This is a genomic window from Skermania sp. ID1734 (assembly GCF_007489285.1).
Classification (GTDB): Bacteria; Actinomycetota; Actinomycetes; order Mycobacteriales; family Mycobacteriaceae; genus ID1734.
The window spans coordinates 19580-31325 of record NZ_VLIY01000025.1; the positions used below are offsets into that span (position 1 = coordinate 19580).

An 11746-nucleotide genomic window follows, 5' to 3' on the forward strand; every position below is an offset into this window, starting at 1 on the left:
GGCTAGCGCTCCTTGCGCCTGATGATCGCGCCGCGGATCAAGATGGCGAAGATCGCCGCCGCGAAACTCGCGAGGTAAACGTTTCCGACGTTGCCGCTGCGGCTGCCGAAGCTGACCAGCATCGCAATCAGGATCAGCGCGACGATGATGCCACCGGCGTAGTAGCTCTTGCGGGACTCTCCGCTCCAGCCCCAGCGAGCCGATGGAACCTCGGCTTCGGTAATGGGATCGATCTCCTTACCTGCCACGTCTGCTCCTCGAGTTGATCGGCGCTACTGGCCAATATCGTGACATACGACCGAACGTCGTACATACGGGAGTCGCAAAACGGCGCGCATGAGCCACACCGCGGCGGTGCCGCATGAGCCACAATGTGGCGGTGACAGACACAGTGCGGGTGCTGCTTCTCGGCAGTACCGGTTCGATCGGTACCCAGGCGCTCGAGGTCATCGCGGCGAATCCGGACCGATTTTCGGTGGTCGGCTTGGCGGCGGGCGGCGGAAGTCCCGATGTGCTGGCCAAACAGATTGAGGACACGGGTGTGTCCAACGTGGCGGTGGCCGATCCGGACACCGCCCTGGACGTGCCGCTGAAGGGCCCCGACGCGGCCACCGAGCTGGTCCGGCGCACCGACGCCGACGTCGTACTGAACGCGCTGGTGGGCGCTGTGGGACTGGGCCCCACGCTGGCGACGCTCGAATCCGGGACCCGGCTGGCACTTGCCAACAAGGAGTCGCTGGTCGCCGGCGGTTCTCTGGCCACGCGGCTGGCCGCGCCGGGCCAGATCGTGCCGGTGGACTCCGAGCACTCCGCCCTCGCGCAATGCCTGCGTGGCGGCACCCGCGCGGAGGTGGCCAAGCTGGTGCTCACCGCCTCGGGCGGGCCGTTCCGCGGCTGGCAGGCCGCCGACCTGGAATCGGTGACACCGGAGCAGGCCGGGGCGCATCCCACCTGGTCCATGGGGCCGATGAACACGCTGAACTCGGCGACCATGGTCAACAAGGGACTGGAAGTCATTGAAACGCATTTGCTCTTCGACGTGCCGTATGACCGCATCGAGGTGACGGTGCACCCGCAGTCGATCGTGCACTCGATGGTGACGTTCACCGACGGTTCGACACTGGCCCAAGCCAGCCCGCCGGACATGAAGCTGCCGATCTCTCTCGCGCTGGGCTGGCCGGACCGCGTGCCGGGTGCGGCGCTGGCGTGCGACTGGTCCAAGGCAGCGACCTGGGAGTTCGAGCCGCTCGACAATGTGGTGTTCCCCGCGGTGGACCTGGCCCGTGCCGCCGGCACCGCGGGCGGTTGCATGACCGCGGTCTACAACGCTGCCAATGAAGTGGCCGCGCACGCCTTCCTTGACGGCGCTCTGGCCTTCCCGAGAATCGTGCAGACGGTGGCGCGCGTGCTCGACGGTGCGAGCGAATGGTCGGCCGAACCCGCTACCTTGGAGGACGTGCTCGCAGCCGACAGCTGGGCGCGCGGCCAAGCGCGCGCTGCGGTGCGGGCCGGCTGATTGCCAACCTAGGAGGACGGGCACCGGATGATTTTTGTGGTGGGCGTGGTGCTGTTCGCCCTGGGCATCGCCGCATCGGTTGCCCTGCATGAGTGCGGCCACATGTGGGCTGCCAAGGGCACGGGCATGATCGTGCGCCGGTACTTCGTCGGCTTCGGACCCAAGATCTTCTCCTGGCGTCGCGGCGAAACCGAATACGGACTCAAGGCGATTCCGGCGGGCGGGTTCTGCGACATTGCCGGCATGACCATCCACGACGAGCTGGAGCCCGAGGAGATCGGGCGCGCTATGTATCGGCAGAAGACGTGGAAGCGGTTGCTGGTGATGTTCGCCGGCATCGCCATGAACTTTGCGCTCGGGTTGCTGCTGATCTTCATCCTCGCCGTCACCTGGGGGCTGCCGAACAACAATTCCAACGACGCCAAGGCGCAGGTCGGCACCCTTGGGTGTGCCGCGGCGACCCAGTCCCCGGACGGCACGCTCGCCGCGTGCACCGGTGCCGGCCCGGGTGAGACGGCCGGCATCAAGACGGGCGACATCATCACCGCGGTCAACGGGGTGCCCACGCCGACCTCGACGGACGTGGTCAAGCAGACCCAGGATGCCAAGGGAACCGCGCAATTCAGCATCACCCGCGACGGCCACGACCTGACCATTCCGGTGCAGGTCCAGCCGGTGCAGCGCTGGGTGGTCGACTCCAGCACCGGGCAGAAACGTTCCGAGACCGTCGGCGCGGTCGGGTTGAGTATCGAGACCGTGCCGCCGGCGCCGCTGACCTACAACCCGCTGGCGGCCGTGCCCGCCACCTTCGCCTTCACCGGCAACCTCATGGTGCAAACGGTGCACTCGATGGCGCAGATGCCCAGCAAGGTCGTGGATCTGTGGCATGCCGTCACCGGCGGGCAACGGGACATGGACACTCCGGTCAGCGTCGTGGGCGCCAGCCGCATCGGCGGCGAGGTCGCCCAGCACGGCTTGTGGGGCATGTTCATCCTGCTGCTGGCCATCCTCAACTTCTTCCTGGGCGCGTTCAACCTGCTGCCGCTGCTCCCACTGGACGGCGGGCACATGGCGATCACGCTGTACGAGAAGATCCGCAACAGCTTGCGCGCCTGGCGCGGGTTGCCGCCCGGCATGCCGGTGAACTACCTGAAGCTGATGCCGGCCACGTACGTGGTCATCGTCATCGGCGGCGCCTACATGCTGCTGACCGTCACCGCGGACATCGTCAACCCGATTCGACTGTTCCAGTGAGAGTTCCGCCGCCGACTAGACTTGCAGGCAGCGAAGCACATCCAGCGACAGGGAAGGCGCGATTGTGACCGCTCTGGGCATGCCGGCGCTCGGGAATCCGGCCGAGCCGTCCGCTGTTTTGGCGCCCCGACGTAAGACCCGGCAATTGCATGTCGGCTCGGTGGGCGTGGGCAGCGATTATCCAATCTCGGTGCAGTCGATGTGCACCACCAAGACGCACGACGTCAACGCGACTCTGCAGCAGATCGCGGAGCTCACCGCGTCCGGTTGCGACATCGTCCGGGTCGCGTGCCCCCGCCAGGAGGACGCGGACGCGCTGGCGACCATCGCGAAGAAGAGCCAGATCCCGGTGATCGCGGACATCCACTTTCAGCCGCGCTACATTTTCGCGGCCATCGACGCCGGATGCGCTGCGGTGCGGGTGAATCCGGGCAACATCAAGGAGTTCGACGGCCGGGTCAAGGAAGTGGCCAAGGCCGCGGGCGAGGCGGGTATTCCAATCCGCATCGGCGTCAACGCCGGTTCGCTGGACAAACGGATGCTCGAGAAATATGGCAAGGCCACCCCCGAGGCTCTGGTCGAGTCGGCGCTGTGGGAGGCCAGCCTCTTCGAGGAGCACGGTTTCGGCGACATCAAGATCTCGGTGAAGCACAACGACCCGGTGGTCATGGTCGAGGCGTACCGCCAGCTCGCCGCCCAGTGCGACTACCCGCTGCACCTCGGGGTTACCGAGGCCGGTCCCGCATTTCAGGGCACCATCAAGTCCGCGGTGGCGTTCGGCGCGCTGTTGTCGCAGGGCATCGGGGACACGATTCGGGTGTCGCTGTCCGCGCCGCCGGCCGAGGAAGTGAAGGTCGGCGCGCAGATCCTGCAGTCGCTGAACCTGCGCCCGCGCAAGCTCGAGATCGTGTCCTGCCCATCGTGTGGCCGCGCGCAAGTGGACGTCTACACGCTGGCCAACGCGGTTACGGCGGGGCTCGAGGGTCTCGAGGTGCCGCTGCGGGTCGCCGTGATGGGTTGCGTCGTCAACGGTCCGGGGGAGGCGCGCGAGGCCGATCTCGGTGTGGCGTCCGGCAACGGCAAGGGCCAGATCTTCGTCAAGGGCCAGGTGATCAAGACGGTGCCGGAGGCACAGATCGTGGAGACGCTGATCGAAGAGGCGATGCGCATCGCGGCGGACATGGACGAAGCGTCCGCCGGCGCGCCAACGGTAACCGTCACATAAGCAAGAATGCGGCCGCCCCCGACGGCCGCATTCCTTATTCCATCAGGCGTCGATTGCCTTGTGATGGCCGTTGCTGGTGATCGCGATCTTGCGCGGCTTGGCCTGCTCGGCAACCGGGATGGTCAGGCGAAGGACACCGTCGGAGTACTCCGCCTCGATCTTGTCGGTGTCCAGAGTTTCACCCAGGAATAGTTGCCGGCTGAACACGCCGCGGTTTCGTTCGGCCGCAATCATTTCGCGGCTTTCGTCCAGCGTCGGCCGTTCGGCTCGCACGGTCACCACGTTGCGTTCCACATCCAGATCGATCGAATCCGGCGCGACACCCGGGAGATCGAATTCCACAACGAACCGGTCGCCCTCGCGCCAGGCGTCCATCGGCATCACCGTCGGCCTAGCGGCCGTTCCGAGCACTTGCTGGGCGAATCGGTCGAGGTCACGGAACGGATCGGTACGCATCAACATCATGTCCACCTCCAACACGCTCCATTCGTTGTATGTGGTGCTTCCTGTCCCTTATGTAGCGTCGGTATCAGATGATCTATTCCATCTGGTACAGATTTTTTATACCTCTTGTGCTAGCCTGACCGCAAGGGGGTGCAACGGAGATTTCGAGGAGCGCGATGAACCCGACCGACGACCCATTCTCGGTGAGCCGCGGCGTGTATGCGATCTCCGTTGCCGCCGAGCTCACCGGTATCGGCGTGCAGTCGCTACGCCTCTACGAACGCCACGGACTGGTCCAGCCGGAGCGCACCGACGGTGGCACTCGGCGTTACAGCGCGGCCGACCTGGACCGCCTTCGCCGCGTCAGCGAACTCCTGGCGGAGGGCATCAACCTGGCCGGGGTGGCCCGAATCCTTGCGTTGCAGGATGCCAACGACGCGTTGACAGAGGCCAACGCCCGCCTGGAAGACACCCTCGACGCCCAGCGCGAGGAGGACTGACCACTCTTTCGGCGTTAGATGTGCCGTCGCAATAACGACGCATATCTACGCCAGCGGCCCAGGTCGTGGCACGCTGGTCACGTGCATGTCGATCCGAGGCCGCACCCATGCTGAAGCTGCTCGGTGCGCGTCAACTCGGTAACCGCGATACCGCGGCTGTCCTGCGCGTATTGGACAACGATCCGGTCGCCAACTGCATGATCGCCGCCCGGGTCGAAGAGTTCGGCGTGGCGGGCCGGGGCCTTCAGGGTGAGCTCTGGAGCCGCGGCGGCCCAACCGATTCCTTGTGCTACTCGGGCGCGAACCTGGTGCCGTTGCTCGGTGACCAGTTGGATCTGCGGGCCTTTGCCGATCGGGCGATCCGCGAGCCGAGGGTCTGCTCGTCGCTGGTCGGCCGGCGCGAACTGGCGTTGCCGCTGTGGGACATGCTCGTCGCCGAATGGGGGTCGCCGCGCGAATTACGCCCCGACCAGCCGTTGCTGGCGACGCGCGAGCGGTCGCAGGTGGCCGGCCACGAGCGGGTTCGCCAGGTCCGGCCGGAGGAGATCGAGAACTACCTGCCCGCTGCCATCGCCATGTTCGTCGAAGAGGTAGGGGTGGATCCGCGAATCGGTGACGGCGGGCGCGGATACCGCCGCCGCGTGGCCCACCTGATCGCCGCCGGCCGCGCCTGGGCGCTTTTCGAGGACGGCGAGGTCGTATTCAAGGCGGAGGTTGGTTCCGTCTCGCGCAGCGTCGGGCAGATTCAGGGTGTGTGGACTCATCCCGATGTCCGCGGGCGCGGAATCGGCTCGGCGGGGACGGCGACGGTCACCAACGCTGTCGTCGCGGGTGGGCGCACCGCGAGTCTGTACGTGAACAGCTACAACGCCGCGGCGCGCCGCGTGTACGAGCGAATCGGCTATCACCAGGTAGCGACTTTCGCCACAGTACTGATCGAATAGCCGCGGGCTTGTCGCTACCCGGTGCCGGGCGGCGCCGGACGTAGGATGCCAGCGATGTCCTACCGCAGTATCGTCGCCGTTTGCGCAGTTCTCGTCTCGATGGCCGCGGTAGTGACCGGATGCACGCTCAGCTCCGACGGGCCGCTGCCGGCCGCGCAGACCTTCCTGTCCGATCTCGCCGAAAACGACACCGACGCCGCCGCGCAAGCCACCGACCAGCCGGCTGCGGCCAAGACCGCGATGGCGCAATCATGGTCCGGCCTGCAGGCCGAATCGCTGCGTGCCAGTACGGGTTCCGTCCGGGTGATCGGTGACACGGCCACCGTCGACTACACCTACGAGTGGCACCTGCCCAAGGATCGAGTGTGGCGCTACGACGGCCAACTGCAGATGGGCCGGCGCAACGGCGGCTGGATTGTGCGCTGGACGCCCACCGACCTGCATCCCAAGCTCGGCGGTGCCCAACACATGGTGCTGCATTCGATCCCGGCGCCCCGGGCCCGCGTCAACGAGCATTCCGGCACCGATGTGCTGGTCCCGGGCGTGGTGCACCGCATCCACCTCGACGCGAAGCAGGCCGGTGACATCGTCAAGGTCGCCACCCAACTGGCCGCGGTTCTCGCGCCCTTCGACCCGACCCTGACGCCGCAGTCGATCGCGGAATCAGCCACCTCTGTCAAGGGCAGCTACGTGGTGGCGACGCTGTCGGAGGACCAGTTCGACCAGGTGCAGTCCCGAGTGGTCACGTTGCCCGGGGTGAGCGCCACCGATGAAGCCGACCTGGTCAACACCGATCCGAACTTCGCGCCCGCGTTGGTGAATCAGGTGAAGAAGACGGTCGCCGACGAGGTCGACGGTAAGGCCGGCTGGAGCGTCGTCACGGTCAACAGCAACGGCGCCGAGACCGATGTGCTCACCGAAACCGACCCGCAGCCCTCGCCGTCGTTCTCGATCAGCCTGGACCGCTCGATTCAGAACGCCGCCCAAGCGGCGGTGGACCGGCGCCAAGAGCAGGCGATGATGGTGGTGGTGCAGCCCTCGACCGGTGCCATTCTCGCGATCGCGCAGAACAAGGCCGCCGACAAGGAGGGGTCACTGGCCACCACAGGCCTGTATCCGCCCGGTTCGACGTTCAAGATGATCACCGCCGGGGCCGCCATCTCGAGCGGGCTGGCGACCCCGGCAACAACGGTGCCATGCCCCGGACACATCGTGATTGGCGAACGAACCATTCCGAACTACGACGAATTCGCGCTGGGCAACGTGTCGATGGCCACCGCGTTTGCCCGGTCCTGCAACACCTCGTTCGCCAAGCTGGCCAGTGAGATGAAGCCCGATGCGCTCACCATCGCCGCGTCTCAATACGGGATCGGCGCGAACTATCACATCGACGGTCTGACCGCGGACACCGGATCCGTGCCGGTGGCCACCGACACCACCGAACGGACCGAGGACGGATTCGGCCAGGGCAAAGACCTGGTGACGCCGTTCGGTATGGCGCTGGCCGCGGCCACGATCGCGCACGGCTCTACGCCCGTCCCGTTTTTGATCGTCGGGCACGACACGAAGGTCGACGGCGACCACCGGCCGATCAGCAAAGCGATGGTCGACGGTTTGCGCCCGATGATGCGACTTGTGGTCACCGACGGCACCGGCGCACGCATTGCCGATCAGGGCCAGGTGTACGGCAAGACCGGTGAGGCCGAATTCCCCGGTGGATCACACGCATGGTTCGTCGGCTACCGCGGCGACATCGCGTTTGCGACGCTGGTGGTCAACGGCGGCAGTTCCGACAACGCGGTCGCGGTGACGCGGGACATGTTCACGGCGTTGCCCGACGGCTACTGAGGTTGCTGGCGCCGCAGCGTAGCCGAGAGGTGGTGCTGCAGCGGCTGTCCCACCGCGCCCATGGCCAGGTTGTAGGCGAGCTCGTCGCCGCGGATCCGCAACGAACGAGTTAGCGCGGTAACGTCTTTGGCGGTCGAGGTCAGCCCGATGCGGGTCGCGGACAGCTCCAGCGTCAGGGTCTCGCCGGACATCTCGAAGGTGCCCTCTTCGATCTCGGTGATGCCGGTCGGGTGGGACAACACCCATTCGACGCGACCCGGCGCGGGGACGCGCAGATATCCGGTCTCGGCGTGCAGCGGCCGGCCGTCGTCGGCGGCCTTGGTGCGCTGACCGTAGGCGAGGAACGGCTTGCCGACGTGGCCGAAGGTGATCTCTTCGAGGTACTCGAACGGTTCGATCGTCGGATACTCGCCCGACCCGCGGCCGGACCAGGTTCCGAGCAGGACAGCCAATGGAGCGAGAGCGGGCAGGAGGTCTGGCATCCGCTCAGCGTACGGGAGTCAGGGCAACAGACCGAGACTGCGCGCACGCACCACTGCTTCATGCCGGGAATGGGCGTCCAACTTGCCCATGGCGCTGCGCAGGTAGCTTTTCACCGTTTCCGGTCGCAGCGAAAGCCGCTGTGCCGCATCTGAATTCGTGCACCCGAGCGCGACCTGGGCGAGCACGTCGAGCTCGCGCGGAGTCAGCTCGACCTCGCTCGACCCGGCGGTGTCGCGCATCGCGTCGGCGAGCCGACGGGTCAGCGCGTGTAACTGGCGTTGCACATCGCCGGGTGCGGCATGGGCGATAGTGCGCAACTCGGCGTGGATGCTGCGCAGTTCCTCGGCCAGCGGGCCGGAGGCAACCGCGGGTCGCGGTGGGCTCATCTGCAGCCGCCGGTCGACTTCATCCCGGATGCGTAGTTCTGCGGTGAGTCGTTTGCTGGCCTGGATAAGGGTGTCGGCCGTGCGGCCGGGCACCGGGGCGGCGAGTCGCTGCGCCGCATAGAGCACGGCCCGCGCGACGCCGTCGACGACCACCGGAACGGCCAACACCGAGCGGATGCCTTCGCCCAGCACGGGCCCGTCGTAGTGGTGGGTGATCGTCGAGGCACTCGAGTAGTCGGCCACCGAGGCGGGCCGCAGCAGGTCGATGACCTGGCCGCCGAGACCGGACAGCCGCGGGATCGTCAGCCCGCGCAAGCCTGCAGTCCTGGTGCCGACGAACTCGCTGAGCAGCAGTGTGTCGTTGTGTACCTCACCGCCGAACAGGATCGGGGTGGTCGCGGCGCGGGCCGCCCGGCGCAGCTCTGCAAGCACGGCGTCACCGTCACGCGGGCGTAAAACACTGTCGCGGGGGCGCAGCAGTGACGCGGCGGTACTCATGGACGCCTTTCTCCAGTGCCACCCCATTTCGGGGGTAGTGCGATGAGAGGTGTGACATAGATCCTATCGGTAGCCACCCGATCGAGGCGTTGGGAAGGATTGCCGATGGTTACCACGAGTGCCGACCCGGACGTACGCGTCCGCGAACTGCTGGCCGACTACGACACGCCGACCGCGTGCGCCGCCGAACTGCTCTGCGACCGGCATCCCGCCGAGGCGGTGGCATGCACGGTGATCGACGAGGATCTCTCCGCCACCGACCTGACCTACGGCCAACTGCGCGAGCAGTCCGCGCGATTCGCCACCGCGCTGGCCGAATTGGGTGTTGGGCCTGGTGATCGGGTCGCCACGCTGATGGGCAAGTCGGCCGAACTGGTCATTACGCTGCTGGGCATCTGGCGCTGTGGTGCGGTGCACGTGCCTCTGTTCACCGCGTTCGCGCCGCCCGCTATCGCCTTCCGGCTGCAGGCGAGCGGCGCCAAGCTGGTGGTGTCCGACAGCAATCAGCTCGCCAAACTGGCGGCCGGCGACGACATCCCGGCCGATCCGCCGTGGCGGGTGATCGACGCCGGATCCGAATTCGCCGGCCTGGTGGCCGGGCACGAGCCGATGGAATCGGCGGTGGCGGTCGGCGGTGACGGCCTGCTCATCGAGCTGTTCACCAGCGGCACCACCGGCACGCCGAAGGGGGTGCCGGTGCCGGTGCGGGCGCTCGCGTCGTTTGTGGCCTATCTCGAATTCGGGCTCGACGTCCGCCGTGACGACGTCTTCTGGAACGCCGCCGATCCCGGCTGGGCTTATGGGCTGTACTTCGCCATTGCCGGTCCGTTGGCCGCCGGCGTGCGGACGTTGCTGCTGCACGCGGGGTTTTCTGCGCCGTTGACGTGGCAGGTGCTGCAGCGGTTCGAGGTGACGAACTTCGCGGCGGCGCCGACGGTGTACCGCGCGCTGCGCGCCGGCTCGGCGCCCGACGGCGTGCGGCTGCGGCGGGCGTCGTCGGCAGGGGAGCCACTGACGCCAGACGTCGTGGGCTGGTCCAAGGAGGTGCTCGGCGTGGCCGTGCGCGACCACTACGGGCAGACCGAGCACGGCATGTTCATCGTGAACGCCTGGGCGGAGCAGCTGGCAGTCGATGCGCCGGCGGGCTCGATGGGCAAGACACTGCCCGGATGGTCGTGCGAGGTCCTTGCCGACAACGCCGACGAGATAGCACCGGTAGGCACGGTCGGTCGGGTGGTTATCGACGTGCACGCCAGCCCGCTGCTCTGGTTCACCGGCTACCTCGACGCACCGGAGAAGACCGCGCAGCGCTACACGGCCGACGGGCGCTGGTATCTCACCGGGGACGCCGGATCGGTCGACGAAAACGGCTACTACTTCTTCTCGGCGCGCGACGACGACGTGATCATCATGGCCGGCTACCGGATCGGGCCGTTCGACGTCGAAAGCGTCCTGGTGATGCACGACGCGGTGGTCGAGGCCGCGGTGGTGGGCAAGCCGGACGAGCTGCGCGGCGAGGTGCTCGAGGCGTACGTGGTGCTGCGCGATGCCGATGCGGCGTCCGACGATTTGGTCGCCGAGCTGCAGCAGCTGGTCAAGCGCAAGTTCGCGGCCCACGCCTACCCGCGGCGGGTGCATTTCGTCGAAGCGCTGCCCAAGACGCCGAGCGGGAAGGTGCAACGGTTCCTGCTCCGGTCCCGTGCGTGAATTTTCACCGCCCGCGGTGAAAATTCACGCACGGGGTCCACGACGTACCCTTTTCGGTATGTCCACCCGCACCGCCCTTCGCCCCGGCGTCGTGTCGCCGACTCGTCCCGTTCCGCGCGCCATCGAACGGCCGGAGTATGCCTGGAAGGCCACCGCCAACGAGGGCCACGAACCGTGGGTGCAGACACCGGAGACCATCGAGGCAATGCGCATCGCCGGCAAGATCGCCGCGCAGGCGCTGGTCGAAGCGGGCAAGGCGGTCGCTCCCGGCGTCACCACCGATGAGCTCGACCGGATCGCCCACGAGTTCATGTGCGACCACGGTGCCTATCCATCGACGTTGGGCTACAAGGGGTTTCCCAAATCATGCTGCACCTCGCTGAACGAGGTGATCTGCCACGGCATACCGGACTCGACGGTGATCGAAGACGGCGACATCGTGAACATCGACGTCACCGCCTACATCCACGGCGTGCACGGTGACACCAACGCCACCTTCCTGGCCGGCGACGTCTGCGAGGAGGCGCGGTTGCTGGTCGAGCGCACCCACGAGGCGACCATGCGCGCGATCAAGGCGGTCAAGCCCGGTCGGGCGCTGAACGTGATCGGCCGCGTCATCGAGTCCTACGCCAACCGCTTCGGCTACGGCGTGGTGCGCGACTTCACCGGCCACGGCGTGGGGCCCACCTTCCACAGTGGGCTGGTGATCCTGCACTACGACCAGCCTGCCGTGGACACCATCATCGAACCGGGCATGACCTTCACCATCGAGCCGATGATCAACCTCGGCACACCCGACTACGAGATGTGGGACGACGGCTGGACCGTCGTGACGCGCGATCGCAAGTGGACCGCACAGTTCGAACACACCCTGGTGGTTACCGAGACGGGCGCTGAGATCCTCACGCTGCCGTGAGCGGCAAATCCGATACTGCCGTGAG

The 11746-nt window shown here is 66.9% G+C and carries 12 protein-coding genes; 8 read left to right on the plus strand and 4 right to left on the minus strand.

Translation table 11 applies throughout. The features are described from left to right. Positions 1–2 precede the first annotated feature (2 nt). On the minus strand, positions 3–248 hold the full coding sequence (locus FOS14_RS22830) for a DUF2631 domain-containing protein (RefSeq protein WP_143773161.1): 246 nt from the start codon (positions 246–248) through the stop codon (positions 3–5). Between the two features lie 113 nt (positions 249–361). On the opposite strand from FOS14_RS22830, the gene dxr reads away from it, so the two are divergent. The 3 genes from dxr (at position 362) to ispG (ending at position 3995) form a co-directional block, all read left to right on the plus strand. Then, a complete protein-coding gene (dxr, locus tag FOS14_RS22835) occupies positions 362–1516 on the plus strand; it encodes a 1-deoxy-D-xylulose-5-phosphate reductoisomerase (RefSeq protein ID WP_143773162.1) in 1155 nt (384 codons plus the stop codon). 27 nt (positions 1517–1543) lie between these two features. Then, complete coding sequence (locus FOS14_RS22840) at positions 1544–2770, plus strand: RIP metalloprotease (protein ID WP_143773163.1); 1227 nt, start codon at positions 1544–1546, stop codon at positions 2768–2770. A 79-nt stretch (positions 2771–2849) separates the two neighbouring features. Continuing rightward, complete coding sequence (gene ispG, locus FOS14_RS22845) at positions 2850–3995, plus strand: flavodoxin-dependent (E)-4-hydroxy-3-methylbut-2-enyl-diphosphate synthase (RefSeq protein WP_143773187.1); 1146 nt, start codon at positions 2850–2852, stop codon at positions 3993–3995. A 42-nt stretch (positions 3996–4037) separates the two neighbouring features. Here the strand turns inward: ispG and FOS14_RS22850 are convergent, their stop codons facing one another. Next, the gene (locus tag FOS14_RS22850; protein ID WP_304944905.1) at positions 4038–4460 is read right to left on the minus strand and encodes an Hsp20/alpha crystallin family protein; all 423 of its coding nucleotides are present in this window, start codon (positions 4458–4460) and stop codon (positions 4038–4040) included. A 155-nt stretch (positions 4461–4615) separates the two neighbouring features. Between FOS14_RS22850 and FOS14_RS22855 the strand changes: the two genes are divergently transcribed. The 3 genes from FOS14_RS22855 (at position 4616) to FOS14_RS22865 (ending at position 7731) form a co-directional block, all read left to right on the plus strand. Continuing rightward, a complete protein-coding gene (locus FOS14_RS22855) occupies positions 4616–4939 on the plus strand; it encodes a heat shock protein transcriptional repressor HspR (RefSeq protein ID WP_143773164.1) in 324 nt (107 codons plus the stop codon). Positions 4940–5046: 107 nt separating this feature from the next. After that, positions 5047–5883: a GNAT family N-acetyltransferase gene (locus FOS14_RS22860; protein ID WP_143773165.1), complete on the plus strand. Its 837-nt coding sequence runs from the start codon at positions 5047–5049 to the stop codon at positions 5881–5883. A gap of 54 nt (positions 5884–5937) precedes the next feature. Next, positions 5938–7731 (plus strand): penicillin-binding transpeptidase domain-containing protein, encoded by a 1794-nt coding sequence (locus FOS14_RS22865; RefSeq protein WP_143773166.1) that lies wholly within the window; start codon positions 5938–5940, stop codon positions 7729–7731. Here the strand turns inward: FOS14_RS22865 and FOS14_RS22870 are convergent. Further along, positions 7725–8213, minus strand: a complete 489-nt coding sequence (locus FOS14_RS22870) for a peroxynitrite isomerase (protein WP_143773167.1) — start codon at positions 8211–8213, stop codon at positions 7725–7727. The genes FOS14_RS22865 and FOS14_RS22870 overlap by 7 nt on opposite strands. 18 nt (positions 8214–8231) lie before the next feature. Next, a complete protein-coding gene (locus tag FOS14_RS22875; protein WP_143773168.1) occupies positions 8232–9098 on the minus strand; it encodes a LuxR C-terminal-related transcriptional regulator in 867 nt (288 codons plus the stop codon). Positions 9099–9203: 105 nt separating this feature from the next. Between FOS14_RS22875 and FOS14_RS22880 the strand changes: the two genes are divergently transcribed. Both FOS14_RS22880 and map read left to right on the plus strand, forming a co-directional pair. After that, on the plus strand, positions 9204–10805 hold the full coding sequence (locus tag FOS14_RS22880; protein ID WP_143773169.1) for an AMP-binding protein: 1602 nt from the start codon (positions 9204–9206) through the stop codon (positions 10803–10805). 58 nt (positions 10806–10863) lie between these two features. Continuing rightward, positions 10864–11721, plus strand: coding sequence for a type I methionyl aminopeptidase (gene map / locus FOS14_RS22885; RefSeq protein ID WP_143773170.1), 858 nt, complete (start codon positions 10864–10866; stop codon positions 11719–11721). The last annotated feature ends 25 nt before the right edge of the window (positions 11722–11746 follow it).

Coding starts and splice junctions, on each gene's coding strand:
- dxr (WP_143773162.1), top strand. CDS start 362: ATGAGCCACAATGTGGCGGTGACAGACACAGTGCGGGTGCTGCTTCTC.
- FOS14_RS22840 (WP_143773163.1), top strand. CDS start 1,544: ATGATTTTTGTGGTGGGCGTGGTGCTGTTCGCCCTGGGCATCGCCGCA.
- ispG (WP_143773187.1), top strand. CDS start 2,850: ATGCCGGCGCTCGGGAATCCGGCCGAGCCGTCCGCTGTTTTGGCGCCC.
- FOS14_RS22850 (WP_304944905.1), bottom strand. CDS start 4,460: ATGATGTTGATGCGTACCGATCCGTTCCGTGACCTCGACCGATTCGCC.
- FOS14_RS22855 (WP_143773164.1), top strand. CDS start 4,616: ATGAACCCGACCGACGACCCATTCTCGGTGAGCCGCGGCGTGTATGCG.
- FOS14_RS22860 (WP_143773165.1), top strand. CDS start 5,047: ATGCTGAAGCTGCTCGGTGCGCGTCAACTCGGTAACCGCGATACCGCG.
- FOS14_RS22865 (WP_143773166.1), top strand. CDS start 5,938: ATGTCCTACCGCAGTATCGTCGCCGTTTGCGCAGTTCTCGTCTCGATG.
- FOS14_RS22870 (WP_143773167.1), bottom strand. CDS start 8,213: ATGCCAGACCTCCTGCCCGCTCTCGCTCCATTGGCTGTCCTGCTCGGA.
- FOS14_RS22875 (WP_143773168.1), bottom strand. CDS start 9,098: ATGAGTACCGCCGCGTCACTGCTGCGCCCCCGCGACAGTGTTTTACGC.
- FOS14_RS22880 (WP_143773169.1), top strand. CDS start 9,204: ATGGTTACCACGAGTGCCGACCCGGACGTACGCGTCCGCGAACTGCTG.
- map (WP_143773170.1), top strand. CDS start 10,864: ATGTCCACCCGCACCGCCCTTCGCCCCGGCGTCGTGTCGCCGACTCGT.